At 54.1% G+C, this 26,727-nt stretch carries 33 protein-coding genes; 4 read left to right on the top strand and 29 right to left on the bottom strand.

The features are described from left to right. Positions 1 to 259: 259 nt before the first annotated feature. The 5 genes from ACFO1S_RS06035 to ACFO1S_RS06015 form a co-directional block, all read right to left on the bottom strand. Positions 260 to 1,348 (bottom strand): FUSC family protein, encoded by a 1,089-nt coding sequence (locus tag ACFO1S_RS06035; protein ID WP_204606050.1) that lies wholly within the window; start codon positions 1,346 to 1,348, stop codon positions 260 to 262. Beyond that, a complete protein-coding gene (locus ACFO1S_RS06030) occupies positions 1,345 to 2,481 on the bottom strand; it encodes a DNA alkylation repair protein (RefSeq protein ID WP_204606051.1) in 1,137 nt (378 codons plus the stop codon). Before ACFO1S_RS06030 ends, ACFO1S_RS06035 begins: the two co-directional genes overlap by 4 nt. 25 nt (positions 2,482 to 2,506) lie before the next feature. Beyond that, positions 2,507 to 3,217: a hypothetical protein gene (locus tag ACFO1S_RS06025; protein WP_204606052.1), complete on the bottom strand. Its 711-nt coding sequence runs from the start codon at positions 3,215 to 3,217 to the stop codon at positions 2,507 to 2,509. Further along, a complete protein-coding gene (locus tag ACFO1S_RS06020) occupies positions 3,214 to 4,203 on the bottom strand; it encodes a 2-hydroxyacid dehydrogenase (protein WP_204606053.1) in 990 nt (329 codons plus the stop codon). The genes ACFO1S_RS06025 and ACFO1S_RS06020 overlap by 4 nt, the downstream gene beginning before the upstream one ends. Positions 4,204 to 4,358: 155 nt before the next feature. Next, positions 4,359 to 6,122: an ATP-binding protein gene (locus ACFO1S_RS06015; RefSeq protein WP_378126415.1), complete on the bottom strand. Its 1,764-nt coding sequence runs from the start codon at positions 6,120 to 6,122 to the stop codon at positions 4,359 to 4,361. 107 nt (positions 6,123 to 6,229) lie between these two features. Here ACFO1S_RS06015 and mscL point away from each other — a divergent pair, with 107 nt between their 5' ends. Both mscL and ACFO1S_RS06005 read left to right on the top strand, forming a co-directional pair. Next, complete coding sequence (gene mscL / locus ACFO1S_RS06010; RefSeq protein WP_204606055.1) at positions 6,230 to 6,739, top strand: large conductance mechanosensitive channel protein MscL; 510 nt, start codon at positions 6,230 to 6,232, stop codon at positions 6,737 to 6,739. 6 nt (positions 6,740 to 6,745) lie between these two features. Continuing rightward, positions 6,746 to 7,390, top strand: a complete 645-nt coding sequence (locus tag ACFO1S_RS06005; RefSeq protein ID WP_204606056.1) for an NUDIX hydrolase — start codon at positions 6,746 to 6,748, stop codon at positions 7,388 to 7,390. On the opposite strand, the gene ACFO1S_RS06000 is transcribed toward ACFO1S_RS06005, so the two are convergent. The 22 genes from ACFO1S_RS06000 to ACFO1S_RS05895 all read right to left on the bottom strand — a co-directional run bounded on the left by ACFO1S_RS06000 (position 7,380) and on the right by ACFO1S_RS05895 (position 23,712). After that, positions 7,380 to 8,207: a hypothetical protein gene (locus tag ACFO1S_RS06000; RefSeq protein ID WP_204606057.1), complete on the bottom strand. Its 828-nt coding sequence runs from the start codon at positions 8,205 to 8,207 to the stop codon at positions 7,380 to 7,382. The genes ACFO1S_RS06005 and ACFO1S_RS06000 overlap by 11 nt on opposite strands. Positions 8,208 to 8,393: 186 nt before the next feature. Further along, complete coding sequence (locus ACFO1S_RS05995) at positions 8,394 to 9,056, bottom strand: hypothetical protein (RefSeq protein WP_204606058.1); 663 nt, start codon at positions 9,054 to 9,056, stop codon at positions 8,394 to 8,396. A gap of 258 nt (positions 9,057 to 9,314) precedes the next feature. Continuing rightward, positions 9,315 to 10,103 carry a glucosaminidase domain-containing protein gene (locus ACFO1S_RS05990; RefSeq protein ID WP_204606059.1) on the bottom strand — a complete coding sequence of 263 codons (789 nt, stop codon included), beginning with the start codon at positions 10,101 to 10,103 and terminating at the stop codon, positions 9,315 to 9,317. After that, positions 10,042 to 10,347, bottom strand: a complete 306-nt coding sequence (locus ACFO1S_RS05985; protein ID WP_204606060.1) for a hypothetical protein — start codon at positions 10,345 to 10,347, stop codon at positions 10,042 to 10,044. Before ACFO1S_RS05985 ends, ACFO1S_RS05990 begins: the two co-directional genes overlap by 62 nt. Before the next feature lie 7 nt (positions 10,348 to 10,354). After that, positions 10,355 to 10,615 carry a hemolysin XhlA family protein gene (locus ACFO1S_RS05980; protein WP_204606061.1) on the bottom strand — a complete coding sequence of 87 codons (261 nt, stop codon included), beginning with the start codon at positions 10,613 to 10,615 and terminating at the stop codon, positions 10,355 to 10,357. 165 nt (positions 10,616 to 10,780) lie between these two features. After that, complete coding sequence (locus ACFO1S_RS05975; RefSeq protein ID WP_378126411.1) at positions 10,781 to 10,888, bottom strand: CD1375 family protein; 108 nt, start codon at positions 10,886 to 10,888, stop codon at positions 10,781 to 10,783. Then, positions 10,864 to 11,253 carry a hypothetical protein gene (locus tag ACFO1S_RS05970; protein ID WP_204606062.1) on the bottom strand — a complete coding sequence of 130 codons (390 nt, stop codon included), beginning with the start codon at positions 11,251 to 11,253 and terminating at the stop codon, positions 10,864 to 10,866. Before ACFO1S_RS05970 ends, ACFO1S_RS05975 begins: the two co-directional genes overlap by 25 nt. Before the next feature lie 14 nt (positions 11,254 to 11,267). Next, the gene (locus ACFO1S_RS05965; RefSeq protein WP_204606063.1) at positions 11,268 to 13,889 is read right to left on the bottom strand and encodes a hypothetical protein; all 2,622 of its coding nucleotides are present in this window, start codon (positions 13,887 to 13,889) and stop codon (positions 11,268 to 11,270) included. Continuing rightward, positions 13,889 to 14,458, bottom strand: a complete 570-nt coding sequence (locus ACFO1S_RS05960) for a YmfQ family protein (protein ID WP_378126410.1) — start codon at positions 14,456 to 14,458, stop codon at positions 13,889 to 13,891. The genes ACFO1S_RS05965 and ACFO1S_RS05960 overlap by 1 nt, the downstream gene beginning before the upstream one ends. Continuing rightward, a complete protein-coding gene (locus tag ACFO1S_RS05955; protein ID WP_204606064.1) occupies positions 14,451 to 15,563 on the bottom strand; it encodes a baseplate J/gp47 family protein in 1,113 nt (370 codons plus the stop codon). Before ACFO1S_RS05955 ends, ACFO1S_RS05960 begins: the two co-directional genes overlap by 8 nt. Continuing rightward, positions 15,563 to 16,012 carry a DUF2634 domain-containing protein gene (locus ACFO1S_RS05950; RefSeq protein ID WP_204606065.1) on the bottom strand — a complete coding sequence of 150 codons (450 nt, stop codon included), beginning with the start codon at positions 16,010 to 16,012 and terminating at the stop codon, positions 15,563 to 15,565. The genes ACFO1S_RS05955 and ACFO1S_RS05950 overlap by 1 nt, the downstream gene beginning before the upstream one ends. After that, positions 16,005 to 16,424: a hypothetical protein gene (locus ACFO1S_RS05945; protein WP_204606066.1), complete on the bottom strand. Its 420-nt coding sequence runs from the start codon at positions 16,422 to 16,424 to the stop codon at positions 16,005 to 16,007. The genes ACFO1S_RS05950 and ACFO1S_RS05945 overlap by 8 nt, the downstream gene beginning before the upstream one ends. Then, the gene (locus tag ACFO1S_RS05940; protein WP_204606067.1) at positions 16,417 to 17,382 is read right to left on the bottom strand and encodes an XkdQ/YqbQ family protein; all 966 of its coding nucleotides are present in this window, start codon (positions 17,380 to 17,382) and stop codon (positions 16,417 to 16,419) included. Before ACFO1S_RS05940 ends, ACFO1S_RS05945 begins: the two co-directional genes overlap by 8 nt. Next, on the bottom strand, positions 17,379 to 17,996 hold the full coding sequence (locus ACFO1S_RS05935) for a LysM peptidoglycan-binding domain-containing protein (protein ID WP_204606068.1): 618 nt from the start codon (positions 17,994 to 17,996) through the stop codon (positions 17,379 to 17,381). Before ACFO1S_RS05935 ends, ACFO1S_RS05940 begins: the two co-directional genes overlap by 4 nt. A gap of 33 nt (positions 17,997 to 18,029) precedes the next feature. After that, positions 18,030 to 19,517 (bottom strand): hypothetical protein, encoded by a 1,488-nt coding sequence (locus tag ACFO1S_RS05930; RefSeq protein WP_204606069.1) that lies wholly within the window; start codon positions 19,515 to 19,517, stop codon positions 18,030 to 18,032. Positions 19,518 to 19,521: 4 nt separating this feature from the next. Beyond that, positions 19,522 to 19,665 carry a hypothetical protein gene (locus ACFO1S_RS05925; RefSeq protein WP_181917514.1) on the bottom strand — a complete coding sequence of 48 codons (144 nt, stop codon included), beginning with the start codon at positions 19,663 to 19,665 and terminating at the stop codon, positions 19,522 to 19,524. Positions 19,666 to 19,688: 23 nt separating this feature from the next. Further along, positions 19,689 to 20,093 (bottom strand): phage tail assembly chaperone, encoded by a 405-nt coding sequence (locus tag ACFO1S_RS05920; RefSeq protein WP_204606070.1) that lies wholly within the window; start codon positions 20,091 to 20,093, stop codon positions 19,689 to 19,691. 19 nt (positions 20,094 to 20,112) lie between these two features. Next, positions 20,113 to 20,520 (bottom strand): phage tail tube protein, encoded by a 408-nt coding sequence (locus tag ACFO1S_RS05915; RefSeq protein ID WP_204606071.1) that lies wholly within the window; start codon positions 20,518 to 20,520, stop codon positions 20,113 to 20,115. Positions 20,521 to 20,535: 15 nt separating this feature from the next. After that, entirely contained in the window at positions 20,536 to 21,984 is a 1,449-nt protein-coding gene (locus ACFO1S_RS05910) for a phage tail sheath family protein (RefSeq protein ID WP_204606072.1), read from the bottom strand. Position 21,985: 1 nt separating this feature from the next. Next, a complete protein-coding gene (locus tag ACFO1S_RS05905) occupies positions 21,986 to 22,171 on the bottom strand; it encodes a hypothetical protein (RefSeq protein ID WP_204606073.1) in 186 nt (61 codons plus the stop codon). Between the two features lie 16 nt (positions 22,172 to 22,187). After that, positions 22,188 to 23,033 (bottom strand): hypothetical protein, encoded by an 846-nt coding sequence (locus ACFO1S_RS05900; protein WP_204606074.1) that lies wholly within the window; start codon positions 23,031 to 23,033, stop codon positions 22,188 to 22,190. Positions 23,034 to 23,145: 112 nt separating this feature from the next. Next, entirely contained in the window at positions 23,146 to 23,712 is a 567-nt protein-coding gene (locus tag ACFO1S_RS05895; protein ID WP_204606075.1) for a sigma factor-like helix-turn-helix DNA-binding protein, read from the bottom strand. 266 nt (positions 23,713 to 23,978) lie between these two features. Here ACFO1S_RS05895 and ACFO1S_RS05890 point away from each other — a divergent pair, with 266 nt between their 5' ends. Together ACFO1S_RS05890 and ACFO1S_RS05885 are read left to right on the top strand one after the other, a co-directional pair. Beyond that, positions 23,979 to 24,386, top strand: a complete 408-nt coding sequence (locus tag ACFO1S_RS05890) for a helix-turn-helix domain-containing protein (protein ID WP_204606076.1) — start codon at positions 23,979 to 23,981, stop codon at positions 24,384 to 24,386. Positions 24,387 to 24,462: 76 nt separating this feature from the next. Further along, a complete protein-coding gene (locus tag ACFO1S_RS05885; protein ID WP_204606077.1) occupies positions 24,463 to 25,023 on the top strand; it encodes an ImmA/IrrE family metallo-endopeptidase in 561 nt (186 codons plus the stop codon). A 30-nt stretch (positions 25,024 to 25,053) separates the two neighbouring features. Here ACFO1S_RS05885 and ACFO1S_RS05880 read toward each other — a convergent pair whose 3' ends face one another. Continuing rightward, positions 25,054 to 25,749 (bottom strand): PsbP-related protein, encoded by a 696-nt coding sequence (locus tag ACFO1S_RS05880; RefSeq protein WP_204606078.1) that lies wholly within the window; start codon positions 25,747 to 25,749, stop codon positions 25,054 to 25,056. Between the two features lie 223 nt (positions 25,750 to 25,972). Then, complete coding sequence (locus ACFO1S_RS05875) at positions 25,973 to 26,650, bottom strand: hypothetical protein (protein ID WP_204606079.1); 678 nt, start codon at positions 26,648 to 26,650, stop codon at positions 25,973 to 25,975. Positions 26,651 to 26,727 lie beyond the last annotated feature (77 nt).

Genomic DNA, 26,727 nt, shown 5'->3' with positions numbered 1-26,727 from the left:
GACCCCTGGCTCTCTTTATTCATCACCACATTATAAAAGGGATGAAATCCTGCGAATATACGAGCTTGCGTGAGAAAATCAAATCATATCGAGGGAGTTCGACTTTGGAGCACTATTGGTCCCTTCGCACACTACCTGCACGCCATTAGTTCGACTTCTGAGCACTAATGGTCCCTTCTCTCGCTACCTGCCCGCCATTAGTTCGACTTTGGAGCACTAATGCTCTCTTCTCACACTGCCTACCCAACGTTAAGCGCCATTAACTATCTTCACTCGCAGACGCTGGTGAAACAGGCTGCTGCTGCTCCTCTTCCGTCGCGCCGGCTTCCTCCTGACGCTGAAGCCATTGCTCCATCACCCGATCAAGGCGATGCAGTCGTTCCTCGTAGTTGAATACCGCGGCCGTAATGACCAACATGCGCGCGCGTCCGACCTTGTCGTCTTCCAACTGCTCCTCGATCAGCTCCGAGAGCAGGATCGAGGCCTCTGGAGGAGGCGCCGACGAAGCCGCGCCCGGCTTCATCTTCCCATCCCATTTCCAAAGCAGTTGCTCGTGATAGGCACAGAGCGCCTCAATCTCCCGATCGATCAGCCGATTCCAGGATTTCGGAGTGGATACCGCCCAATACTGTTCCTCGACGGCTTCGATCAAGGCATAGCCGCGCTCCAACGCGACAAGCATCGCTTTGTATACGACCAACAGCCGCGCCCGCTGAAGCCTGGCGTCCTTCCGCCATACCCGCTCCTCCGCGAACATATCGTAATATTCCTCAAGCTTGCGGATTTTCGTCCGAAGGTCTCCCTGCTCCTTGCGATACACGTTCTCCTTCAATTCATTGGACACGACCGTGCGCAGCAGCAGGGAGAGCAAGGCCTGCGTCTCTTCGACCCGCTTCAGGAAGCGCGTGCGATGACGAGGCGGCGCTACGGCCACGTTCACCGCAAACGCCGACACCATCCCTGTCAAGATCGCCGCAAGACGATCCCAAGCCACCATCCAGCCCTGGCCTTGAGCTTCCATGATCACGACGACGGTGACCAGCGTGAGGGCGATCGTATCCTCGGTTTTCAGACGAATGCACAATAAAATAACGCCAATGGAGACCAGACCCACCAGAATCGGCGTATTGCCGATTAATGAAACCGCGCCGATGGCGATTATCGCTCCAAGAATGTTGCTCTGCACTTGCTCCAGCACCTGCATCCACGAACGATAGATGGAAGGCTGTATCGTGAAGATCGAGGCGATAGCGGCGATCAAAGGAGACTCCAGGCCCAAAAGCCCGCCGAGCCAGAGCGCAATGGCCACCGCCAGACCGGTTTTGAGCACCCGGGCGCCGATTGTCATGCCTGCGCGCCCCTTTCCGCCTGCCTTGCGCCGCCTCCCGAAGCCGATGCCGCAAGCAGCTCCAGCTCGGCGTGAGCCACTTCCCGTCCGTTTACGACCAGAGCCATGCGGTGGACGCCCGGATAATGCTTACGGGTCGATAGATCGGCAAAGGAGAAGCTGCGTCCGCCTTGAACGTCAGCCTCGCAAGCGACGGCCTTCTCCGTGAGCTTGAACAGCTTGCGATACTGCTTGCCTGTCGAACGAGGGAAATAAACAGCCAGCTCGATGCGCAGCTTGACCTCCCCGGGCGCCGCTACGCGCACCCCATAGCGAAAGCTAACCGATTCGCCGATGGCGATTACGCTCTCGCTCAACGACCATTCGGTCACTTCAAGACCTTCCTGCGGAACAATGCCGAACAGCGCCATCGCCTCGGGATTAGCGGCTTTGAGCAGCCCCCTGCACGCATGCCGAATGATCCAATCCGTTCCCGGTCCAAGCCCCTGCCATGCTTTCGCAAGCTTCAGAACAAGCTCCGGATGATCCTTGGAAATGTCGTTCAGATTGTTCGCTACGCTGCGTCTGACATACTCGGCCCCGTCTGCCTTAAGCCGCTCCAGAATAGGCAGAATAGGCGCAGGGTCCCGCTTCAACGCCGGCAGCGCGTCGGCCCACGGCAGACGCGGACGGCAGCCCTCGCTGGCCAGTCTGCGCACATGCTCGTCCGGGTGAACGCTCCACTCCAGCATCTGCGCCATCATGCGCTCGGGATCCCGCTTAATGAAAGGGCGCACGGCGAATTCCGAGCTCGACATCGGGGTGAATTTCTTTAATGCCGCAAGGGAGCGAACCCAATGGTTCAAGCCGTACTTTTCCACGAAGTCGGGAAAAAACAAGTAAGGAAAGCCTCGGCATTGTTCCGCAATGGACTCCAGCACGTCCAGCGCTTGCTCGTAATCCTCCGGAAGCGTAGCGCGCAGGCTTTCCGTAATTCTGCGCATTCTTTGCTTGAGCTCCAGCGTCTCCCAGCCCTCTCCCAAAGCAAGCCGAAGAAACGCCGCTTCGTCGAACGCTTCATATGCCTTCTTGACTTTATGTCCAAATGCTTGCAAAAAAGACTCGTTATACATCGCCTTGAGCGGTTCCGCCATTCTTGATTCCTCCTAAGCTAATCCATTATAGCACGTCAGGGCCCCGAGTGAATTCCGCCTTTCCCAAGCCCTGCGCCTGATGGATCAGCCCGCCGATCTTTCTTGTCCACACGCAGAGGAAAGCGGATAGAAACGAAGCCATGGCGATCGTCTCCAGCACCTCCTCGACCGATTGCAGCAGTCTCTCTGTGTCCTTATCCAGCTCACGAATATTGATAGTATCCATGGCAACTGCGCAGAAGGCCAGAAGCAGTGCAGCGGCAAAAAAGTAGCGCGCAGTACGGTTCCTCCCCAGCAGCCGCCAGATGCTCCAGACTGCGGCCAGTCCGCAGACGGCGTACAAAGGGATGATCCAGTCTCCCGCCTCCATCCACGGGAGCAATCTGAATCCGGTAGGCTTCAGGAACCGATCGCGAAGCCTCTCGTGCAAGGCGAATCTTTCGTCCAGCGACAGCCAGACGAAGGCGGCGGCCATAACCGCCCAGCTTAATCCCGCCTTGCGGGAGCCGCCGCTCGCATTTTCCGTAAAAGCCATCAATCCGGCGACGAAGGCCGTCAGCAGGAGCAACACGCTTTCCAGCCAAGCCAGCGGAGCCGTCTCGGACGCTACGTATCGCCAGTAGTCGGGCCATGAAGCGGCAATCATCAGTCCGATGAAGCCGGTTGTCGCGATCCATAGGACCAGCAGTATGTACCGTTCTCCTCGTCGAAGCCTCTCTCCGCCTTCTTTCCTCATAACTGTCCCTCCTCTTCGCCCATCTGCGCTAGATGAATCGGCTTCCCCTCGGCCATCGCGATCAGATTATCAATCCAGGTCTCGTATCCCCGCCGGATCACCTCCTGCGAATACCAAGCGGTGTGGCCGGTCTGCAGAATGCGGCCTTCCGAGATCTGCCGCTTTGCCCGTTCGTCCGACTCGCCAAGCGGGAAAAAATCATCGACCGCATAGCCGAGCAGCGAACCCGCTTCAATCGCGGCGACCACCGCCGAAGCGTCCACCAATGCGCATCGGGATACATTGATCAGCGTCGCGCCCGGTTTCATCGCCGCAAGCTGCCGCGACCCGAAGGCCGCCTCCCCCTGCCACCTGGCGGGAAAATGCAAGCTTACCACATCGCTGGAGGCCAGCAGCTCATCCATATCGATGTTGGGCACATCGCAGGCCGATTGCTTGGGATCGTGCCCCAGCACGCGCATTCCGAATGCCCGCGCTAAATCGGCCACGCGGCTGCCGATGCGCCCCAGCCCGACGATGCCGATCGTTTTCCCGCGAAGCTCCCAGCCTCTGACGGAGGTTCCTTGAGGCACGCGCCCCCTCACCCGATCCTGGCTGAGGTGAATGCGTCGCGACATCGTCAGCAGCAGGCCCAGCGTATGCTCGGCGACCGATTCCGTCGAATAGTCCGGCAGATGGCTCAACCAAATCCCTCTGCGCTTGAGCTCGTCCATATCGATGTAGTCTACGCCCGTCGCGAATACCGCTATGCCCTTCAATCGAGGAAGCAGCCTCAGCCAGCTTCCGTCTATTGCCGGGACCGAACGGGGAGTCAGGCCTGCATAATCCGCATCGGCAAGCCTGGCCGCCAGCTCCTCCGTCTCAAGCACATCAGGCGCCGAATCGAAGACGACATCCGCCACGGCTTCCAGCCGCGCGGCCTGGCCCTCCTCGAATGAGCTTCTGCCCTGCGCCGTTAGAACAACAATGCGTGGTTTTTTGTTCAACACGCATTCCCCTTTCCCTCTTAGTGTAGCCGTACAGGCAAGGAGAATAGACGGCTCACCCGGACGAATCGAAAGAAGCCCGTCCGCCCTCCCGGACGGCGGGCCTCCTATAGGAGATGAGCCTCTATGCGCCTTCATGCCGTAATCGGCAACGATCAGCTAGACTTCTTAATCTCGGTTTCCGGATAGCGGAACGGAAGCATGATCTCGAAGGAGGTGCCTTTGCCGATCTCGCTCTTCACATCGATTTTCCCTTGATGGTTGTCCACGATTTTGTAGCTGACCATCAGCCCGAGCCCGGTTCCCTTCTCCTTGGTCGTATAGAAGGGCTGCCCCATTTTCGCCAACTGGTCCTCCCCGATGCCCGGCCCCTCGTCGCGAATACGGACGAACACGCCGTCCTGCTCGCGAGTCAGCTTAATTCCGATTGCCCCCCCGTCGCTCATCGCTTCTATGGCGTTTTTGATCACATTAATGAACACCTGCTTAACCTGATTCTCCACGCCATAGATCCACAACGGCTCGCTTCCGTACTCCGCTTCAATCGCGATATTGTGCAGAATCGCCTGAGTCTCCAGCAGCGTCACCGTGTCTCTCATCATTACCCGCAAATCCTGATAAGCAAGCTCGTAGACCTGCGGCTTCGACAGCATGAGCAGCTCGCTGACAATGTCCTCGATTCTGTCCAGCTCGGCATTCATAATATCGTAATAGCTGTTGTTGTTCTTTTTGCCCGACACGATGAGCTGCAGGAAGCCCTTCAGCGACGTTAACGGATTGCGGATCTCGTGGGCGATCCCCGCCGCGAGCTGTCCTGCGACATACAGCTTCTCCGAGTTGATCAGCAATTCCTCGTTCTTCTTCCGCTCCGATATATCGCGGATAATGATCTGGATGGCAGGCTCGTTGTCAAGCGTCGTCATCGTTTCCACGATCTCGGTATGCAGCACCTTGCCGTTCAGCGTGAACCACTCCTGCTCCGTCGGTTTGCCGCTGCCCGCGAACACAAGATTGTGCAGCCGCTCCCGAATGGCGTTATGATCCTTAGCCGGAAGGAAGGAATAGATCGATTTCCCCAGCAGATCGCCCGCCGATTCCGCTTCGAACATGCGCAGGCCGGCGATGTTCACGAAGCCCCATTTGTCCCCTTTAAGAATGGCGATCGTATCGAGCGAGTTTTCCACCAATAGCTTGTAACGCTCATCCATCTGGTTCAACCGCTTGTCGATGTACCAGGTGATCAGAGTAGATACGAGGATAAGCAGCGCTCCTACGCCCAGAATCAGCGCCAGCAGATTGATATCCTGGATCAGCTTGTCCGAGGTCACGTAGATTCCGTCCGAATACTCGATCTGGATCGCTTGCATACCCAGCAGTTGGACCGCGACGACCAGCACGCCCAGCAGCAGGCTGGCCATAAACTTCTTGCGCTTGTATTCCGATTCCGAGAGCAGGAAAGAAAGATGCGTTCCGATGAACAGCATAGCCAAGGACAGGAACAGCTTGCCGGGGTGAACGTCCAGACGGTCGATCTTCGGTCCGAACACGCTGAAGTAGTTCATGATCGCGACGCCGAAGGCCAGAATCGAGCTCCCGAACAGCAGCCGCTGCTTGAAAACGCCCTGGAAAGTCAGCATAATAAACGACATTAGCGAGAAAAAAATGATAAAGATCAAGGCCACCGGCATGACCCACGAGAATAAAATAGGCTCATGGTTGCTCAGCAGCGCGACAAAATGCTTCGCCCACAGTCCGATGCCGAAGACGAAGGCTCCCCCGGCCAGCCAGAACTGGCGGAAGGTGCCGTTCGAACGTTTAAGATTGCTAATAAAGTTGAACATCGTATATGATGCGAGTATGCTAATTAACAGTGCCAGCAGCAGAAAAAAGGGAGGCCATGAGGCTACGGTACCGTTCATCTTTTTATCCCTCGCAGAAACAGACATCACTAGCTTTAGTTTTATAGCATTCGACGAATACCAGCAAATTCCTTTTCTGAAAAACTCTAAAGTTGGAGGTTATTTGAATGTTTAAGTCATTTTTTAACGAATTTAAATCCTTTGCGATGCGCGGCAATGTGGTGGATCTGGCTGTCGGGGTCATTATCGGGGCGGCCTTCGGCAAAATCGTCACCTCTCTCGTCAACGATATCGTCATGCCGCCTATCGGCAAATTGCTAGGGAATGTTAATTTCAAAGATTTATATTGGAATTTGGACCCGGACAAGACGGAGGCTGCCGGCAAGACGATCGAATCTCTGGATCAGGCAAGAGAAGCCGGCGTGGCGGTCATCGCTTACGGTCAGTTCATCAACATCCTTATCGACTTCCTGCTGGTCGCCCTGTGCGTGTTCGTGCTGGTGAAATTCATCAACAAGCTGAGCCGCAAGAAGGTCCAGGAGGAAGCCGCTCCGGCCGCTCCGACTACGCGCGAATGCCCGTACTGCCTGTCCGACATTCCGCTGGCCGCGACGAAATGCTCGCATTGCACGTCCGAAGTGAAGCCTGTGGGACAAGTCTCCCCGGCCAACGGCTAGTCGGCCATGGCCGAAATCTTCGACATATACGATGAACAGGGCAACTGGACGGGAACGGCGGATCGGCGCGAGGTGCATGCGAAAGGGTTGTGGCATCGCACCGTTCACTGCTGGCTGGTGCGCAGGGAGTACGGCAACGGCAGCTGCGCTGCGAAGGTCTTGATCCAACAGCGCTCGGACCGCAAGGATACGAATCCCGGCTGCTTCGACATAACGGCGGCCGGCCACCTGCAAGCCGGAGAATCGCCCGAAGCGGTCGTACGCGAGCTGGAAGAGGAATTGGGCGTTAAAGCTCGCTTCGAGCAATTGCGAGAATACGGAATCATCCGCGAACAGTGCAGCGGGGTCGTCGGCAATATCGCCTACATAGACAACGAGGTCAGTTACGTGTTCGGTCTTGAAACCCGAATGAAGCTGGAGGATTATCGGCTTCAGGAGGAAGAGGTGTCCGGCTTGTACGAAGCGGACGCCGACGAATTGCTGGCGCTCATGGAGAACCGGCTTGAGCGTGCGCTCGTCCGCGGCATAGTCTTAAAGGGCGGCAAGCCGCAAGCCGCAGACGCCCAAATCACCCGCTCCTCATTCGTGGAACGGGATGTCGCTTATTACATTAACGTAATTAAGTTTCTGCAAGAGATGATCAAGAGCTGAACGGCTGACCGCAATGCTGCAGCTGAACCGGCCGCCAGTCAAGCCTTCCTTGCCTCACCTTGCCTTCTATCCAGCCTCCCCGAACCGGGCATTCGAACAGCACTTCCAGCTTGCCGTCGCCGTCCGCGTCCCAGATGCGGAAGCGGCGGCCGTCATTCATCGGCCCGAAGCTCCGGCTGTCTCCGATCGCGGTCCATTCCACCCTCGTCTCCTTCAGCCTGTCTGCTTCTTTCGCACTTGCAATCAGCTTCCCCAGCCACCAATCGCCGAATAAGGAGCTGTACAGCAGAATTTCGTCTCCTCCGCCTTCGAATGCGCCATACCAATGTCCGCCTTCCTCCCGAAAGCGCCCAAGCCCTTCCCAATTGCGGTACCACCGATCGATCATGGAGTGAATATTGTAGAAAACCGTGTTGCGAGGAGCCCAGTCGAAATCGTTGATCTCCGGGTCCCCGAACACTCTCGCCGACTCCTGATGGATACAGGCGTGCAGGTTGGAGGACTCGATGAATCGTCCCAATTCATCCGCGCTCGCGAACGATTCGGGCTGGAAGAGAATACGGGCCTCCGCTGCGCGATTGTAGCAGGGGGCCTGGCGAATGACTTCGGGCACGGTGTTCCACGCTTCCACCAAGCGAGGGTCCAGCCCGTTGCGATGATACCAATCCAGCGCCCGACCGATAAAATCGCGATGAAACCGAAGAAATTCCAGCCCGTATCCGGGCGGCGGGTTGTTCACGTTGACGTTGTGGCGGGCATGGTGCCACTGCTTATGCTCTTCGAGCAGATCTGCGGGAAAATTAGGGATGCGCGACATGGAGACGTCCCCTCCAGATTTAGACTTGTCGCGCAGCGCTAAGTCAGAGCGCGGCGATTGCGCGATTGCCTATAGCCTATGCTGCGGAAGCGATAGATGCAACTTGTATCCGCCCTTCGGTCTTGAACAAAACAAAGGCCCGTTTCTTCCTTAGGAAGAGCGGGCCTTTGCGGCTAAGCGATGATGTTATTGCGCCGGTGCGGCTTCAGGCAGAACGGTCGTATCGAAAATCTCGCCCGTGCTTTCGTCAATCAAATTAAAAGTGACTTTGAGGTCAGTTTCCTCTACTCCCGAGTAGATCTGGTACATCATGCTTTGCATGGCAAGACCGAAGATAACCAGTCCATCCATGCTGTCTGCGGACGTGTAAGCGGCTTTGTCAACCGTGATGTCATACTCTTGGAATGTATCTTCATCGTAAGTCAGATCCTTGATGGAAGAAGCGTTTTCTTCCGAATGAACGCCTTCGATCATGGTCATCAATTCCGAATGGTATTTCTCCAGCAACTTATCGAGATTTTTTTGCGAGATAGTTGCGGTTACGCTGCCGTCGCCATTCGTAACAATGTTGGTAGCGCCAGCTTCCTTCACTTCTGCTGTCATGCCTTCAACTTCCCCATTTTGGTTCAAGGAAGCCGGAAAGACAATGTTTACTTCTTCCTCGCCTGGAGCAGCGCTTGCTTCAGGGCTTTTACTTGCCTCGGGGGAGCTGCTTGCTTCAGGACTTTGACTTGGCGTGCTGCTTGCCTCCACGCTGCTGCTTGCCTTGTTGTCCTTGTCCCCGCTGTTGCTTGAACATCCTGCTGTCAGTAAAGCGATTGCAATAGCTACGACCCAGACCTTTTTCATTTTTTCTCTCTCCTATTTCAATATGAGTACCACGAATCCTAGTTCATACTACCGAATAGCTGGGGGGATTTCAATAATTTGTCGAGTAAGATGTCGAATTTTGTATGCTTATTAGAAATGATCGAGAGAGAAGGGTAACTGAAAAAGGGGATCGTTCCGGTTTCTGGCTCTATTGCAGCGAACCGGAACGCGGGCACTCTTCATTAGCCGGAAAATGTCTAGCTGTAAGGGGGAGCATTTCTAGCTGGAGATTCGAGGTTACGCGGTCGTGAGGTCAACGGAATTGGCATCTTTGTTCCATGTAACTTTGGCTTTGGGCTGTATGGCGGCCAGCTCTCTTATCGGGACGTAGCCTTTGCCGTCGAACACCTGGGTTGGCAATGGCTTGTTGTTCGCAAGCACCGTCTTATCCTTCCAGCCGATCTTGAGCCCTAGCGCCTCTCCTACGACTCTTGCGGGAACCCAAGTCTGGCTATCGATCAGACGGCCTTCCGCAAGCGAGACGCCGTTCAAGCGAACCGGGATCGGAATCGGCGCATCCTTGGCCGGAGCGGCAGGCCCGGGATCAGGCGCGGCGGCTTGCGCGTCGTATTGGGTCAAGCGATAGGTCTGGATAAGAGCGGAAATTTTCGAGCCGTATTGAGGGTCCGTCGCGTATCCGCACAGACGCAAGGCCTCCGCTTGAGCGTAAGGCGTAGAGGCCTTTCTGACGCGATCATAACGGGGAAGCTGAAGCAGCAAATCCTGATCCTTGTAGAAATCGTAGACGCTGCCATAAGCGCGGAACAGTGCGGACGTGTCGGTTCTTACGCCGTTTTCGACCTCCCAGGTGCCCTTCCGCACCCACTGTCCGCGCCAATACGCATTCGGCTTGCCGCTCCCGACTTTAATGCCGCCGAGGTTGTTCCACGCATGAATCACTCCGCCGGTCTCCAGCAGATTTTGCGCCAGCCGAACCGACGGCAGCAGCGGAGAGCCTTCCTTCCTAGCGCGAATTGCCATCGGCGCCAACATTGCGATAAACTCCGGCTTGCTGAGCTTGGCCATCAGGCAGCTCCTCCCTCTTTTTGGTAAAATGATAGACCCCCGATGCCGTAAGTCCGACAATCGAGATCGTCGTCAGCGTCTGCTGGATAACATGCGGCACCAGCACGAACACGGCTGCAATCAGCAGACTGACGAGATGATAATAGCGGCTGGGAACGCGAAATTCCTTCGCAATGCCCACGTATGCAGCCACGATCGGCGCCAACAGCGCAACCTGATCGGTCATGGAAATCAGTTTGTCCATATTGTATTCATCCTCCTTGCAGATTGGTCACGGCCGCAATCACGGCCGCGATAATTGCCCCAACCAGCGTTCGCCAGAGCCAACGCTGGTTGTCGGCAATCTCGTCGATGCGCAGATGCGACGACCGCACGGACTGCAGCGCCTCAAGCGCCGCCGTCCTCGCAGCCTCCGCCGTCTCGCGAACATCCGAAATCGCATCGATCTTCGTCTCCAATCGAACTACGCGCTCCCGGATTTCCGAGAGCACGCGCGCTTCTTCGCTGGACATAGGGCACCTCCTAGGTATTAGATATTTCATGACTATACGGAATTTCAGAAAAAGAAAAAAAGACACCGGTCGGGTGCCACTGTTTGCCCACAAACCCATCATTACATGAGCTGAAAGGAAATTCCTTCAAGGGGATAGCCATGTACTCCCTGCCGTGTATTCGGTTTATTCGGATGTTGCCAGGATTGCTTCTACTTCCGCCCGCTTCCCTGCGGGTACGTCTTCGATTGATTTGAGTCCCTTGCGGATCAAGTTGGAGTAGACTTGTGCCATTTAGTTTTCACCTTCTTCGAAAGGAGGTTCCAGAGCGGAGACGCGAGCCGAAAGACTGTCGATTGTCGCTTGATGCGTGTGACACGCTGTTCCGTCGCGACAGGCTGCTGGAAAGCCCGGATCTCGTCAACTTCTTTCTCCGTCAAACCCTCGCCCCATTCGGAGTTCGTAAAATCCCATCGGGGCGTATACAGCCCTTCCGGGACTTTCTCGGCGATAATATATCCAGTTACGATATTTACCGGTTCCTCGCCAACTTCAGCCGGTGACATCTCCAGAATCTCTGATACGCCCGTTTGCGAGAATGGAACGATGACAGGCTCGATGTAAAAGCCGTCGAGGTCTACTTGTATGGCTTCTTTCATTTGCTTTTCCCTCCTTATTGTTCGGCTCTGAATGAAATTCCGTCCAATGGCACGAAACTTTTTGCAACAAAAGTTAAAGTCACGGAGCCGTTTAGATCAACACTTACTGCAAATGGGCTAGCATCTGAATTTGTCGAGTAAGTTATCGTACTTATCGGTGTAAGCTGGGACGGCCTATATCCTTTAGGCAAATAAAATAACACAGTCCCTTGCGCCACTGCTCCGTTCTGCAAAAATCCCTTTAGATGAACGATGCCAGAGTCATCTTTATAGTATCCGGCAGCTCCGTATCGGTTGGTCCACCCATTTAGCAAAGTCGCGCTAATCCATTGCGGCGGCTGCTTCTGTGCCTTCGTATTCCGTAATACGGACGTTTCCGTCCGCGCCTCTACCGCTTCGCGTACAAGCGATTCGACGGACTCCCGGATGTTCGGTGCGTATTCGGCGCTGATTGTCTGCGGGACGATGCCGAGTGTGTAGGTGTCGAGTGCTAGATATGTCGAACTATATGCACCAGTTTTGTCAAAATGAGCTTCTGGAATCTCTCCATAACCAAGACCTAGTATTGTGGAGTAAGGTTGATTGGCAAATTTCCAATCGTCTTTTTCTTGAAACTTATAGATTCGAACCATTTTGTTGACTCTATATTTCATTGGTGCAGCACTACTGCCATTAATAAAGTATTTCCCATTGACCGTTGTAGGATTTGCGACTTCCCTAACCACAACCCCCGTTCCGACCTCAACCTGGTTGTCACCTTCATGAAGCATTAAAGCACCCTCATAGGTGACGGGCTCATCTACGCTTTGGGCGAGTTGGTACATGAGGCGATAAGGGGTGAAGTTGAGCGACATTTCCGCAGGTACGCTGGTACGTACATCTGTAAGGGTGAGTCCTACTTCCGATCTACGGCACCACAGTTTAGTACCCGATGAGAATTTATCGGTACTAAGCCCCCCTTGCGGATACATCTTCCAGCCCCAAAAATAAGCCTTAATCTCATCTGCCGTAGGCGTATAGGAATCTCCCCACCCACTGTCGCTTTCTGCAATGGAGATACCGAATGTAACTCTATTAGATGAGTTAACGGCAACTTGGTCTGCACCTGTCGTGATACCTGAAGTAAAAAGTACTTTTCCGTCGTATTTTACACATCTAAGATTATTTGAGTTATTCAAACCAGTAGAAGCAACCGGCAGAGTATATTCAGCATATTTATAACCTGAATAATTTCCCGCCATTACCCACCCAAGCGTCCCATCCAATACCATCTCCCGAAATCTTCTCGTTGCTCTTGGTCTACCCTGTCCATCCGTATACAGTCGATCCGCTACACTGCCATCTAGATCGGAGCGTAGGTTGCAGTCGGGCAGATAGAGATAGGACGGTTTCTGAGGCTCGAACGGGAGGGCCTCTGAACCGATATTGAGCATGGGACTAGCAAATTTAAAAAATCCATTCCCTATTTTCCAAGTCGCAATTCTCAGTCTTCTTGTATTGGCTGAGGTGGTGAAGGTTGTAACATTCAAACCGTTTGTAGGCATTAAATTGCTAATTCCGCCAGTAGCGTTTCCATTCTTGTCAAATTCATCAATGTAGTAATACGGTTTGTTCGTTGTATTTATATATCCTTCAACAACAAGCGAAAAAGTATATGTTGTTCCCAAAGGAATATCTATCTCCCAAGTTGCTCCACCATAATCACTAGTATTAGAAACGTCGATTTTATACGAATCAGTTATTACACAGCCACTACTGATCGCTGCTTCCGAAAAAGGCGGAAGCAGATTCTTCCCCTTATTCTCGATATAGACCGCATTGACATGCTTCATATCGTCTACGTAGGGATATTTTGTGGCGACCTCGTCGCGAGTCATCGATGGAATTGCATCGTATTCGGCCTGAGAAACTTCATATAGACGAATACCATCAAAAAAGGCGAATTGTCCTGGACCTGAGACGTTTATGACGAGGAATAAATCCATAGACGTCATGCCTGCCAATTCATTAGGTCCAACTCTAGCATAGCTAAGGCTAAACATAGACGAGTCGGTGATATTCTGCGTATCGTAGTAAGTTAGGTTTCCGTTTTTAAGAAATCCAATTTTCGCCCATGTGGTGTTTCCGTTTTTCACGTCGCCCAGTACGAGGTAATATTTCGACGGATTGATTAGCGACGTAATGTTACGGGATAACGCTGTCCATGTTTGGGTAGATTTATTCCATGTCAATTTCAGGCTGTTATTTCCGTAAGCTTTATTGTTGGAGTCTAGAGCGGATACAGCATCGGGCGCGGCGATAACATTCCACTTACTTGCATCCTCGCAATTCCCATCTCGCCCCAGCAGATTGACGAGCGTCCGGCCCTTCATCGTTGGGTGAAGGATCGCCGGCAAGTCTCCTCCTTGAACCATCTGAACGCCGTTTTTCAACGTAACCTGCTGCGAAGGTTTGTTCTTCACATGTTCGTTCAATTCCGCAATTGCTCCGGCCGCGCTTTTTGCAGCCGTAGGAAGTTGGCTCATTGCTCCCATAGCCTGGTCGATTGCATCCATATTGCCATTCAGTTCACCAATATCTACAAACTCGCTCTCCAGCGGTTTCTTCAATCCAATATTCGGCGTTGTCTCAGACATTAGCTCCAACTCCTAGTCATCACTTCACCCCAGGTGAAGTTGTTGAGATTGTCCCACGTCGTTTGCTTTAATTCCCCCCACTGGGTGTAGGTGAAGGCATATTCGACGGCCAAATGGGCTGGCTTGATTTCTTCGATGACCGCTTTAAGGTCGTCCAGATTCGGAGGAATGCCCCGCGTATCGACGAATTTTATCGTAAAAGTGTAAGCTTCCGGCTGAAGCGTCACCTCGACCGCCCCGCCGTCGTAAGCCTCTGCAACCGATTTGATGAGGCTGACTGTTACCGTCCCGATCCCGCGCAGCTTGGACAGAATAACGCTTCGTCTCTGCGCGTCAGGCTTGGAAGCATCGATGGAGATGCCCAGCTCGCGTTCCCAATGCTCCAGCCCCCAAGTCGCCGTCGAGACAAAATATTGCTCCAGCGTCCCATCGAGCGCCTGCCATAGCGCATCCAGCTCCTGACCTTGAGCCTCCATACTGGCGCTCATAATTCGCGAAGTCGCATAATAATCCGGGAGGAAGGACATCATCTCCTTCCCCCGGGCGCTTGTCATCGCATAATTACTCACTTAAGCTCACCGTCCCGATTACTGCGACCTCGCCAAGCGATAAATCGATATTATCGACGCCGCCGCTCACCAGCATACCTTCATAATCGACGATTCGCGGAATGTCCAGCAAAATCGCCGAAATCCGATTATAACGAATGAGCGGATCGACAAAAGCAAGCTGCTCCAAATAATCGGCCAGCCCCGCTTCAAAATCTTCCCTAGCTTGCTCCAAAGTCGATCCGCTTGCCAGTGTCAGTTTAGCTTCTATATTAAGCGGCACTTCAACCGCTGCTTCTACCTTTACCGCAGCGCCGATCGGAGCTTTGCCTTCCCCTTGACCGGCAACTGGTGAAATATGCTGCTGCACAGCATCAACGATCGTCTGACTAGGGGCGCGCTTATCTTCACCCAGCACATAGAGTCTGACCGTTCCCGGACCGTCCCATAACGGTTCCACTTGAACCCGGCTGACTCCCGGCGTTTCCAAAGCCCATTGTTGATAGTCCGACCGATTGCCGCTTGTGCCAGGCTGACGCACCTTCAACAGATAGCGAGCGAGCAGAGCTTCATCGGACTCCTCGTCCGTTCCCCCAGTTATCGCTACTTGATTTGTAATTCCCGTTATGCCCGTAATCGGCTGAACGAGCAAGCTGACTGCGCCGATTGGCACGTTGCCGCGACTGCCCGGCTCGACCGCACGAATTGGAACGACCGCCTCACCCTGGCTGTCCAGAACGGCAGCCTCCGTCGTTTCATACTCAATAGACGAAGTTTCCGTCATCTCATCGGCCGGAGTCGCCACTCTGGATCCAAGAGGGACAACGGCGCCCGCGCTCCCCGTCAACACAACTAATCCAGTCGCTGCAACAGCCGACCGCAGAAGCACGCCGTGCTCCTCACTGCGCATTCTCAAATACGGGCCAAATGTCGTCATAGCAAAGCCCCGATCCAGCACCTCTCGCGCCCACTCGGACGCTCGGTACAACTGATAAGCCGTGGGAGCCAGCGAATCCCAAATGTATGAGCCCTCCGACTTATCGAGATCTGCGGGCACGCGTTCCAGCATTCTCGACAGCATCGCTTCTTCCGTCTGTTCCTGCAAAAATTCCGGCATCGTCGCCATTACACACTCACCGCCATTCCTTGAATTTCTGCCGTTTCGTCATGGACGTTGGAGACAACGCAGCTGAAATGACAGCTGTCTCCCGACCATTCATACACAAAATCGTCAACGCCCGCGGTCCGGGGATCGCTCATCAGCGTCTCGGTCGCAATTCTTTGAATCTCCATTTCGATCGCGGAACGAGGCAGTCCGGAACGAAGCAGCTCTTCGAACTCTTGACCGTAATCCCGTGAATACACAAGATGCCGGTAACGCTCGGTCAGCAATGCCTTCTTGCACCATTCAACCCAAGCATCCTTGCCCTCACTGATAGCAACCTTCCCGCTCGGCGTCGTGACGAACTCACCCGCTTCGAAATCAAAACGCCAGCTCCGCCCGAAAAACACCCCGGGCTCCACCACTTCCTCCGGCTCCTCCACCGGTAATTCCTTGGGAAATAAATTAGCCACCTGAGTTCACCACCTTGCAAACGATTACGGCATCCTTACCGCCGTTCACCGGAACGGCCAGCACGCGATCACCAGGTTTGATCCCGGCAGACCAATTCAGCCGCACTTCGCCTATTTTTGTCTCGTCAAAATCAAATCGCGTCCGTTGTGAGGGCGCGCCGCCCCCTGTAGGGTTGCCTGCCGCGTCCACCGGAGCGATCATTGTGCCAATCAGGGAAAAAGCGGGCAGTTCCAGCTCCGCCATCCACTCGGCAACGTAATAATCCGGAATTTCATATTTAAAGGAATCCAGCTTAACTCCTGATCCCGTAATCGTTCCAAGCTCCGAAGGCACACCAGATAACGACTTGGCCGCAATGCCGGAAAACCGGCTTTCAAGCGTGGAAACCAAGCTCTTGAACGGATCAGACACCGAAATCCCTCCTGACTTTGCCTTCCGCGGCAAGCTCAAGCTCCATGCGTCCCGGATCGCCGAGCTGATGACGCACCTTCGTGACGATCAGTACCCATTCGTCTAAGCGTACGCGATCTCCCGCGCGAATCGTATTGATATCCAGCGCCGTGAGCGATACGGTTTCCTGAAGGCCCAGCAACGTCTTCGCAGCAACCTTTTTCGCTTGCTCCACCGTCTCGACTTTGTTGTCCATGATCAGCTTTTGCAGTGTTCCGTACTTCTCAGTATCCTTTTTCTCTATAACAAGCGTCTTGGCCACCCAATTCTCGCTTTCCTGCGGGCCAATGACTTTAACCTGTGTAATTGCGCCTTCAAGCGTCCGGTTCTGGGTCATCTCTTCGATCGCGGTCAGCTCCCAAATGATCGGATTGCTGCCGATTTCGCCCAATTCCAGCCCCCGCTCGGTCATCCTCAGCCGATACAACGCGCCGCCCTTGTCCGCCGTTTCCTTCAAATCCTCCGTAATCATCGAAAAAATCGTCTGTGTACGCTTGATGTTTTTGGCGAGTTTAATGCGGGTATCGGCAATGTTGCCTACAGGGATTCCCCAATCCTTGGCATACTGCTTAATTCGCTGGGTTGCGGTCTGCCCCGCCGGCATAAGGCGTTCATCGTCAGACTTGGCGAGATAGATTGTTTTCTCGTATGCCGTAACGCTGAGATGCTTTCGGCCCAAGTTCGAGCTGTGACACTCCCATATGACGCCCGGGTTTAGCAAAACTTCCTTCTTCGTGCTTCCAAACGGAATACCGGAAACGCGAATTTCCTGACCCGGAGAAATGACCGGCATGTCGGGAGTGACCACCAGCTTCATATTGGCGCAATAGGCGATCTCCTCAAGCGATTCCTCTAAGGAAAGCTCCTCAATCAACTGAGTCAAATCATACTGATTGGCGTATACAACCTCGAAGCTCATGGCATCACCAGCTTTTGCCCGGGTCTGATCAGGTTGGGATCGCGTCCGATTACTTTCGTATTGGCGTTATAAAGTTCGCGCCACTTCGAACTGTTTCCCAACTCCAGCTTGGCGATCGCCTTCAGCGTGTCGCCCGGCTTGACCGTGTACACTTTGGGAATCGGTTTTGTATCCGGCCTATCAACCGCCTTATGCGCTTTCCCAACCTTAATTCCCCGATAAGTACGAAAGGTGATATCAAAATAAATGTCGTCTCTTTCTCCGCCTTTGATTGTCGAATCGTGAGCAGAAACGTAAGCAAGGGTATTAATGATGGTCCCCGTAATCATCAGCCGAATCGGCTGTCTCTTCATTAGAAAGGCGGTCAATTGATTCATCGCCTTTTGGGGTTCGGGAATATTCGCCAAACGGCAATACCTCGGATCGTACACTTTAGGAAAAAAAGAGGAGAAGGCGATCTCCTTGACCCTCTCCCCTTGAATGAGATCGATCTCGCCAAGCGACAAAATCGTTGCAGTCTCATACTGCTTCTCCCGCCGGATCAACACTTCTTCGGGATTAACCGGGAAGTGAAAAATTTTCTTCGTGGCGGGGTCCCTAATGATAAAGTCCAACCGGGATCACCTTCTCTCGTTTCATTATGCTTATCAGTCTCTGTTCTCCATCGCGCGCCTTATGGCGTCCGCAACTTTGCTGCCGATGATCGCAGACAGCTCTTCATAGTTCAAATCCATGCCTTGAACCGTAAGCTGAACGGCTCCAACCGGCAAGTTCACGTTAAGAGGACCGGATGGAGCGGAAAACGGCGCGGAAAACGGCGCGGCCGGGGAAGGCATCAGTTGCGGTCCGCTTGGCGTTTCCGGCTCCGGCAATGCCACCGGTTCCTCTTCTTTCTTCTTCTTTTTGCCCCATGAAAATAAGCCGCCGATTTTTTTGCCGAAGTCTCCTATCGACTTGCCAATATTTCCGATGTTCTCGGCGATTTTGCTGCCGCCAAGTCCTCCGATTGCTCCGCCGACAAAGCCTCCGATTGCAGTGCCGATCCCGGGGATAATGGAGCCGATGGCCGCGCCCGTTGCAGCTCCGGCCGCAGCGCCCGCCCAGCCTCCTGCTGCGCTTCGGATCGCTTTATTTCGCTCTTCTCCCGGCTTGGCTCCTATGATGTCAACCGCATCGGTAAGGAATCCAAGCGGCTTAATCGCTTTGCCTGCAAATTTAGCTGCCTTGCCTAGGCCAGATGCCGCTTTTCCTCCAAAAAAGCCTTTCGCTCCATCGGCCAGTTTGCCGAATATCCCTTTTGGCTTCGGCGGACTGACCGCTGCGGCAGGAGGCTTGATTCCGCCGGGTTTGCTTGTCTTCGCACCACCTTTAGGCTGTTCACGATCCGGAAGCGGCATTTTTTTACGTGTATCTTTGGCTGGACGCTGACGACGTCCCCCTTTTTCAGGGGGGCAAGGAAAGCTGAACTTTCCTCCTTTTGCCCCTTTTCCTCCGCGACCGCCTCCTGATGAACGCGATTTGTCCTTCCCCGGTGAACACTTACCCTTCCCGAGTCCTCCTGCAGGCCCTTTGCCTTTCCCAGGAGGACAGCTGCTTTTCCCCAGGTTCGGCGGACACGGTTTTCCCTTTCCGGGAGGACTGCCGCCTTTCCCTTTTCCCGAACCTTTGCACGGAGGGCACTTTCCTTTGAGAATGCCTTTAATGAACACCGTAAGCGAGGCCTTCACCCGTAAAACGGCCGTGAGCTTTAGCTTCAGTGCAGCAGTAAGCTTGGCCTTCAGCGTTGCAGCAGCTTTTAGCGCCGCATTGATATCCGCATTGATCTTGACCTTCAAAACCGGCTTGAAGGTAGCCTCCAACTTGGCGGATAGCTTTGCCGCCGCCTCCAGTTTAAGCACGGGCACGATCGTAACCCTTCGAATTTGTCCGGTCAACCGGTTAAGCAGCCGATTGATTTTCTCAATCTGGGGAGTGACTCTGTCATTCAAACGGGCCATCGGATGTACCCGCATACGGCCAAGTTTGTCCACCCGCCTGTGAATTCTCTCCAAATACTTATCTACGGACTTGAATACTTGCTCCGTTCTGGCGACACCGTTGGCATTGATAATAATTTCAATTTGCTCGCCTGCCATTCCATCATCCTCCTTCCTTTGCCGACATCGCTCTTTCCGCTTCCCACTCCAGCTCCATGCTGGCCATCAGGAACAGCTGCTCGCCGCGAGGCAGGTTCCAGAACTGTCCGGGGCGCAGGTGGTGGCGAACCCACAACGCATGAATCATGCCGGCGAGCGCCCCGGATCGGATCAGTTTTTTACATCTTCCAGCTCCGTATTGAAGCCGGACAGATCAAGCACGACATCGCCAAGCGCGGACATTTCGCCCGCAAGCAAAATGCGTTTGATTACTTCCTCAGCACTACTGGCCGAGAACTTGGTCAGCAGCTGAGGATTACCCCAGTTCGGGGAAATGGTCGAAGCGGCGATCAACGATACGTTGAACAACTCCTCGTCCAAACGCTCGATCGTCTGGCCCCGCTTCTCCTTGCGCTCCGTGCAGCGCTCGCGAATGCTGAACACTTGTTTGCCGGTCAGGCCGCGCAGCTTAACCGGAATGTCCAGTCGCTCCAAGCGAACCGCACGTTCAGGAAGCGTATCTGCACCCAGAAGGCGCTGTAAAATCTGTTCTTCCGTCAATTGTTCAAAAGACATGTTTTCGTTCCTCCCCTTCTTAATTAGCAACGATCGGATCAAGCAGACGATACCCTTCGAAGGTGAACGCCGTCTCTTCCGTCACTTCCTCGCCTGCCGTCCAGTTGGCCAATTGAATTTTGTCGGGAACACAGTTGATCAGCTCGATGCGCTCGAAGCCGTAGGACTCCGGATCGGACAGTTTGTTAATAATGTTAAACTTCGCGAAGCCGCGGCTGATCATATCGCTGGTCAGCTTATAGCCGCTCATCGTGCCCGTGCCTTTCTTCGTGCCGAGCTTGTGGACGGTCCATTCCATGCCCGCCAGCTTCAGCTCGCGCTTCTCCACCTCGACAGAGGCTTCCAGCTTATTGATGTTCGTCTGCCACACCCCGTCGATAAACACTTGCCCGTACGTTCCCAAAATCGCTCTTGTCGGATCCATCATGTTTCTCGTTCCCCCTTATCGCACGATAAACGTGCTGAAAATTTGTTCCATAACGTCCGTCAGACGAGCTTCCCACTTCAGGAAAACTTGATCCGGCTCCGGAGTAAACTCTGGATCGACGTATACGTCGTAGCCTTCGGCTTCAATGACGCCCGCTTGAGCAAGCGACTGCATGTACTGCTTGCAAGCGCTGATCAACGCCAGCCGGCCTTCTTCGGTGTTGTTCACCTTGCCGATATAGGAATCCTCGGCCGTCCGCTGCAAATCGGAGTTGATGCTGTCCATGACGCGGATCGTGCGGATCTTTTTCCACGGATGGTTCTGGCCTTCGCGCAGCGTAACGAGACTGTTGATTCCCCGAAGCGCTTTAACAAGACGACCGTCATGAACAAGCAGGAAAACGCCGCCGCGAACCGCTTGCTCCTGTTCCGCCCGCGTCCAGCGACGCGTGACGTCCTCGAACGGAGACGGCGCGTAAGTGGTAGATTGGCTCAAGCCCTGGCCTGCAATCAAGCCCGCAACGTATGCGGCAACTTGTGCGGAGCTGTAAACCGCATCGCCCAGCTTGGCTCCCGTTCCGACATTCACGATGCCTTCGTGGTTCAGCGAAGCGCTGCGGGCGATCGCCTTCGCAACTGCATCCGCGGCCGTATCGTCCGCCGCAGTGCCGCCGAGAACCGCAACGATGCCTTTGCCTTCATTGCGCAACCGGCTTACCCAAGCCGCAACGCTGGCGTGAATAGATGCATCGGATACGCCATCCAGCGCGATCACGTTAAACTCCCGAGTCTCGAAAGCAGCCAGCGCGTCCAGATAGTCCGCGTTCGCTAGACCGGAGATGCCGGAAGCGCCGCCGCTCAGAGAAGTGCCGGATACGTTGGCGAGCGTACCGCTGCCTTCGGCCAGTTTCTCGGCTACGACCCACAGGTTGCCGGAATCGCCATTGATGGCGTCCGCCGCCGCTTGGATCGAATCGCCGGCAAATGTAAAGGTACGCAGAAGCGTCGTTCCCTCAAACAGCTTCAGATCCTTTTTCGCGGCGTCGACCGCATTCGCTTGAACGGTTACCTTGAAGTCGTTGCCCCGAGCGCCCGAATACTTCGCCGTCAGCTTCAGCACATTCGCAGGCGTACCGGCCGTATCGGCCAAAGTCAGTGCGGACGCAGCCGCACTGCTTGCCGCCAGACGATAGGCGATGACCTTCTTCGCTCCGCCGAGCAGAGCCAATCGAATGGTACGATACGCGGTTGCGCCGTCCGCCTCCGATCGCGTGAATGCCTTCGCGGCATCGGCTTCGCTGGAAATCTCCACAAATTCATTCGCCGGGCCCCAATGCGCCCTCACCGGAACGATGGCCGTTCCCCTTGCTCCCGGTTGAATCGCAGCTGCCGCAGCAGCTTGAAAAGTCATATAAAATCCCGGCAATACCGGTTTGTCTGTCGCGCTCCAAGTTCCTCCCGCCATGTTACAGCACCTTCCCTTTCAGAAATTGTCCGACCAAGCGTCTCGCTTCGTCGACGGTAAATTCGTTTTTGCCTGTGGAGTGCAGCGCCCCGATTACGGCCTCAGGCTTGGCCTGAAACAGCTCGATCGCATGATGAATCAGTTCGTCCCGGGGATAGACCGCCTCGGGATTTTTCTTGTTAGCCATCTGTGTGCCACCTCGTTTATGAATTTGGATTCGGTTGAATCTTGACTTCCCGCATCAGCGGGCCTTGTTCGGCATAGCGTTCGACTTTGCGCGAGAAGGTGGCGTAAATCTGTCCTTCCGTCACCGCATCCCTTGTCAGATCGACGTTCGGGGCGCTCACGGTCAAGTACCGACGCTCAAGCGGGTTAAGCGGAATTTTCACGGCTTCGCTCAAGCTTTGCGTCAGTGCGGTGACCGTCATCGTCTGCTCGTTCACCGATCGGCCAAGCACGTGCCCGATCGCTCTCTTGCGCACTTCAATCGTAGAAACTCTTGAACCGGCAATCGTCTCGATGCTGTCCCATCTCCAGAGGACGGAAGGGCGAGTATAGTTCGCCGGCCACTTGCCGCCGTACGCCTGCCAGTCAGGATCTCCTAACGTACTTTGCGTCCAGTCGCACAGAGCGTCCAACCAATCGTCCTGCACGGTCTCCTCGACGGCTCGAGCTCCGATTACCAAGAAACGAAGCCCCCGGGTGATCACATCCCGATCGGCATCGGCCTTGTCTGCCCCCACAGTGCCTTCATACCGGCATGTGAATTCGACCTGCGATACAGGATCGACGAGAGCCTGTCCATCCAATGCTTCTACAATTAGCTCCGCCAACTCGTCTACTTCAGCAAAATCAGACTGCTGCGATACGCTGGGCCAGCATTCGAACAAAGCGCTGTACCCCATCCAATCGGTATCTGCCGTATCGGCTCCTTGGATGAGCAGGACGTAAGGTTTGTCCAAGGTCGCAGCCGATTCGTGAGCTTCGAACACGCGGCCGGAGATGGCCGGAATTTGTTGAATCAGCCGCTCGCGAATACCTGCCCTCATCGGAGGACCCCACGGTTAATCAGAAATAAGTGCTTTACCATGCTTCAACCTCCTGGATTCAAAATGTCCTCTCATAACTAAGTGGCAATCGTACGACAAGCGATGCGACCCATCAGCCGACGAGGATATGGATGCAGATATTGTCCTCGACTTTGCGCTGGGCACGAACCATGTAGGTGCCGACGCTGGACTTGCTGATGTTCAGCATGGCGGCGATCTCGGCGAAGGAGAAGCTTTCTCCGTGAGCGAGCGTATAACAGCTCCTTTCCCGTTCCGTCAGTCCGCGCAGGGCCCCTTCGAGGCGAAATCGCGCCGCCTCGTTCATCCCTCCCGCAGACGACGGCTCTGCTCCCCTGTCGGAGACGGCCGGCAACCGGCTCGGGTCCATCGGAATTTCCCGTTGATAGCCGGCCCGCCGTTCAATGCCTCTGCGATTGCCCGGCCTTCTCCCGGTCTCCAGCCATTCGATCACATAAGAGCAGCTTGCGATCATATCCATGACTAGCTTGCGGTCGTGATCCAGAGCGAGCAATTGCTCCATCTCCTCCATCGTGCGAACCGGCTCCATCTTGGCGATACGAACGCACAAGACGTCCGCCTGACGAAGCAGCATTCTTCTTGTTTCCAGGTAGCTTTGCAGAGAGGCGTCTCCCAACTCCGTTATGTGTAAGCTTTTCATAGGCCCACTCCTTCTTTTATTTTTGCCATTTTGGCAAACTATCAAAACATGTAATCTTTTAAATGCGTTTTTCCGATGTCGAATCAACTCATCGTTTCTCGGCAAATCACTTTATATTTTTGCCATTTCGGTAACATAAACTCATTTTATATTGCCATACAGGCAAAGTCAATCCCATTTTTTCCATTTCGGCAAAGGTTTTTGTTTTACCAATACGGAAAATGTGGTATACTATAGTTATCCTTATATAGTGAAGGAAGATTAAAATGTCTTTAGGGAATCGCCTCCGGGAAAGACGTGAGAAATTCGCCAAAACCCAGCTGGAAGCGGCCAGAGGACTGGGCATCAGCAACGTTCAGCTCTCCCGCTACGAATCGGATGACCGCAAGCCCGATCCCGAGATGCTGGGCCGATTCGCGGAATACTACCGCACGACAACCGATTACCTGCTCGGACGGACGGACAATGCCTCCGCCGACCTGGGCGCGCCTTCGGGCAACCGCGAGGAACGGGAGCATCCCGCCTTCGAGGAATTCATTAACAATCCGGAGCATGGCGTGTTTTTCAAGGATTACTTGAACGCTCCCGAGGAGCGCAAAGAGGAAATGCGAAGGTTCTGGGAATTCATTATGGAGAAGGAAAAGGGTCGCAAACCCGGAGAACGGCAAAAGTAAATGAAGCGCAGGGCCCTCGCGGGCTTTTCTTTTCACCCAAAAAGCGAACATACATTCTTATTCCGAGGACGAAACTATGTACAGCTACTATCGAACGACCCCGCTGGAACAGTGGATCGAACATCTGTGGATGAAATCGGGCATTCTCACGCCTGCGCAACTGAATGTTGAAGAGGTCGCCGCCAAGCTGGACGTATGGGTTCACTTCATGCGGGACACAAGCCGTGCACTGGAGTATATGGGGCTAAGATCCATCTTGGTCGACCAGCGGCTGGGGCGCGAGGCGCAATGGGAGGATTTCCTGCACGAGCTGTGCCACGTGCTCCGGCATGCAGGCAACCAGACGATTATGCCGAAGCTCTTCTGCGAGAGCCAGGAGGCGGAGGCTAACCGCTTCGTGCTGTACGCTGCCATGCCTTTCTATATGATGCGCCACCTGAAGCTTCCGCAGCGAATCGACGAGGCTGTAGAAGTCATCGCCGTCCATTTCGGCGTCACCTTCGAGCTCGCCCGCAAGAGGCTGGAGCAGATTCAACGTCGAACGCTGGCTGCGATCTTGTGGGAGGAAGCGCTCAAGCACGAGGCCATGGCCTTCCCGCAGAAATTCGAGCGCAAGATCAAAAACGCGGCCCTTTGAGGGCCGCGTCGTTGTTCCGTATAGCCGGTGCTAGAGGACAGTCCAGGAATCGATAATTTGTCCGGCAATGTCGTAGAACTTGTCGAATTTGTCTTCTTCCGCCGTGTAGGTAGCAACAATCGCTTTTCCGTCGATGATCGTCAGCACCTGCTGCCATTTAAATTTGAAATCCCCTTGAGAGCCCGTATAGGCAAGCAGATATGCCTTTTCGCCGCTGTCCAGCGTCTGGGATTCCTCTTCGACTACTTTGAAGTCGCTAATGACGCCTTGCAGTTGTTGCTTAGTGGCCTCTAAAAATTGATCGACAGTGGCCTCTTCGCCGCCCATATCCTGCATCGCCACCGAGACGTTATCCTGGAACTTGTCCGAATCGTCCTCCGGCGGGGATTTGAACATCGCAATCGAACCAAAGGCGTTAGGCTCAACCGTCCAATCCTCTGGATACAAGATGGATGTACCCGATGTCGGGTCTTCATATCGTTTAAACCCGGCCGGCACTTCCGATTCATTAGCAGCAGACGCCGAAGGCGCAGCGGATGCGGATGGAGAAGCCGACGGCGTTTCCGATGCGGGTGCAGATGGTGAAGCGGATGCCGTAGCCGAAGGAGTCGCTGACGGCGAAGCGCTGCTTTTCTCCTCTTTATTCCCTCCGCATGCGCTTAGCGCCAAAGCCAACAATCCCAGTGCGATAGACATTTGTAACAGCTTCATAGATGATTTCTTCATTCCTACATCTCCCTAGTGAACGCATAAATTTGTTATAAAATCCCATGGGCTGAGCGTCCTTTGGCAAGAATACAGGATTTCCCTAATTTAGTAAAGCCATTTCTACTAAAAATAAGACTTTTTCCTTATCTTCGGAAACGGACTCGGACGCAGTAGCAATCGTCCTTTCCCTATGCAAAAAGCGCGTCCCCGAGGGACGCGCTTCTCGCATGTACACCGCTTCTTATTTTAGATAAACGGTCCAAGAGCCGATGATTTCTTGAGCTGTCTCTTGGAACTTATCGAAGCTGCCCACTTCCGCCACATAGGTTGCAACGATTGCATTGCCGTTGACGATCGAAATGATTTGCTGCCACTTCAATTCGAACTCGCCTTGCTTGCCTGTGTAGATCAGGTTATGAGCTTCCACGCCCGAATCCAGCGTTACGGCTTCGTCCGTATCGACCTTCATATCGGTGATCACGGCTTGAAGCTGCTGTCTGGAAAGGTCCATATATTGTTCAAGAGTAACTTCTTGGCCGCCAAGATCCTGCATGATGAAAGTCACGTTATCCTGGAACTTGTCGCTGTCGCTTTCCTTCGGAGAAACGATAGCCGCAAGCGCTCCGCCCACATTGGCTTGCGCAGTCCAATCTTCCGGATAAATAATCGTCGTTCCGTTTGCGGCATCCTCAAACAGCTTGTAGCCGGCTGGAACCCCTGCAGCCGACGAAGCCGATGGCGGTGCAGATGCGGACGGCGACTCCGAAGCCGGAGCGGATGCGGACGGCGATGCAGACGGCGACGCCGATGGCGATGCGCTGCTCTTCTCGTCTTTGTTTCCTCCGCAAGCGCTCAATACCATAGCAAGCAGGCCAAGAGCAATTGACATTTTCAACAAGTTTTTAGATGGTTTCTTCATTCTCCATATCCCCCTGTGAGCACATTATTTGTTATTATATTCCATTCGAAGCGTGCCCTTCGATAAGAATACAAGAT

Origin of the sequence: Cohnella boryungensis (assembly GCF_042651945.1) — a bacterium.
GTDB lineage: Bacteria > Bacillota > Bacilli > Paenibacillales > Paenibacillaceae > Cohnella > Cohnella boryungensis.
Note: the sequence above shows the minus strand (reverse complement) of the source record. Positions and strands in the feature narration are given on the sequence as shown.

Coding starts and splice junctions, on each gene's coding strand:
- ACFO1S_RS06035 (WP_204606050.1), bottom strand. CDS start 1,348: ATGACAATCGGCGCCCGGGTGCTCAAAACCGGTCTGGCGGTGGCCATT.
- ACFO1S_RS06030 (WP_204606051.1), bottom strand. CDS start 2,481: ATGGCGGAACCGCTCAAGGCGATGTATAACGAGTCTTTTTTGCAAGCA.
- ACFO1S_RS06025 (WP_204606052.1), bottom strand. CDS start 3,217: ATGAGGAAAGAAGGCGGAGAGAGGCTTCGACGAGGAGAACGGTACATA.
- ACFO1S_RS06015 (WP_378126415.1), bottom strand. CDS start 6,122: ATGAACGGTACCGTAGCCTCATGGCCTCCCTTTTTTCTGCTGCTGGCA.
- mscL (WP_204606055.1), top strand. CDS start 6,230: ATGTTTAAGTCATTTTTTAACGAATTTAAATCCTTTGCGATGCGCGGC.
- ACFO1S_RS06005 (WP_204606056.1), top strand. CDS start 6,746: ATGGCCGAAATCTTCGACATATACGATGAACAGGGCAACTGGACGGGA.
- ACFO1S_RS06000 (WP_204606057.1), bottom strand. CDS start 8,207: ATGTCGCGCATCCCTAATTTTCCCGCAGATCTGCTCGAAGAGCATAAG.
- ACFO1S_RS05995 (WP_204606058.1), bottom strand. CDS start 9,056: ATGAAAAAGGTCTGGGTCGTAGCTATTGCAATCGCTTTACTGACAGCA.
- ACFO1S_RS05990 (WP_204606059.1), bottom strand. CDS start 10,103: ATGGCCAAGCTCAGCAAGCCGGAGTTTATCGCAATGTTGGCGCCGATG.
- ACFO1S_RS05985 (WP_204606060.1), bottom strand. CDS start 10,347: ATGGACAAACTGATTTCCATGACCGATCAGGTTGCGCTGTTGGCGCCG.
- ACFO1S_RS05980 (WP_204606061.1), bottom strand. CDS start 10,615: ATGTCCAGCGAAGAAGCGCGCGTGCTCTCGGAAATCCGGGAGCGCGTA.
- ACFO1S_RS05975 (WP_378126411.1), bottom strand. CDS start 10,888: ATGGCACAAGTCTACTCCAACTTGATCCGCAAGGGACTCAAATCAATC.
- ACFO1S_RS05970 (WP_204606062.1), bottom strand. CDS start 11,253: ATGAAAGAAGCCATACAAGTAGACCTCGACGGCTTTTACATCGAGCCT.
- ACFO1S_RS05965 (WP_204606063.1), bottom strand. CDS start 13,889: ATGTCTGAGACAACGCCGAATATTGGATTGAAGAAACCGCTGGAGAGC.
- ACFO1S_RS05955 (WP_204606064.1), bottom strand. CDS start 15,563: ATGGCGACGATGCCGGAATTTTTGCAGGAACAGACGGAAGAAGCGATG.
- ACFO1S_RS05940 (WP_204606067.1), bottom strand. CDS start 17,382: ATGAGCTTCGAGGTTGTATACGCCAATCAGTATGATTTGACTCAGTTG.
- ACFO1S_RS05930 (WP_204606069.1), bottom strand. CDS start 19,517: ATGGCAGGCGAGCAAATTGAAATTATTATCAATGCCAACGGTGTCGCC.
- ACFO1S_RS05925 (WP_181917514.1), bottom strand. CDS start 19,665: ATGATTCATGCGTTGTGGGTTCGCCACCACCTGCGCCCCGGACAGTTC.
- ACFO1S_RS05920 (WP_204606070.1), bottom strand. CDS start 20,093: ATGTCTTTTGAACAATTGACGGAAGAACAGATTTTACAGCGCCTTCTG.
- ACFO1S_RS05915 (WP_204606071.1), bottom strand. CDS start 20,520: ATGATGGATCCGACAAGAGCGATTTTGGGAACGTACGGGCAAGTGTTT.
- ACFO1S_RS05910 (WP_204606072.1), bottom strand. CDS start 21,984: ATGGCGGGAGGAACTTGGAGCGCGACAGACAAACCGGTATTGCCGGGA.
- ACFO1S_RS05905 (WP_204606073.1), bottom strand. CDS start 22,171: ATGGCTAACAAGAAAAATCCCGAGGCGGTCTATCCCCGGGACGAACTG.
- ACFO1S_RS05900 (WP_204606074.1), bottom strand. CDS start 23,033: ATGAGGGCAGGTATTCGCGAGCGGCTGATTCAACAAATTCCGGCCATC.
- ACFO1S_RS05895 (WP_204606075.1), bottom strand. CDS start 23,712: ATGAAAAGCTTACACATAACGGAGTTGGGAGACGCCTCTCTGCAAAGC.
- ACFO1S_RS05890 (WP_204606076.1), top strand. CDS start 23,979: ATGTCTTTAGGGAATCGCCTCCGGGAAAGACGTGAGAAATTCGCCAAA.
- ACFO1S_RS05885 (WP_204606077.1), top strand. CDS start 24,463: ATGTACAGCTACTATCGAACGACCCCGCTGGAACAGTGGATCGAACAT.
- ACFO1S_RS05880 (WP_204606078.1), bottom strand. CDS start 25,749: ATGAAGAAATCATCTATGAAGCTGTTACAAATGTCTATCGCACTGGGA.
- ACFO1S_RS05875 (WP_204606079.1), bottom strand. CDS start 26,650: ATGAAGAAACCATCTAAAAACTTGTTGAAAATGTCAATTGCTCTTGGC.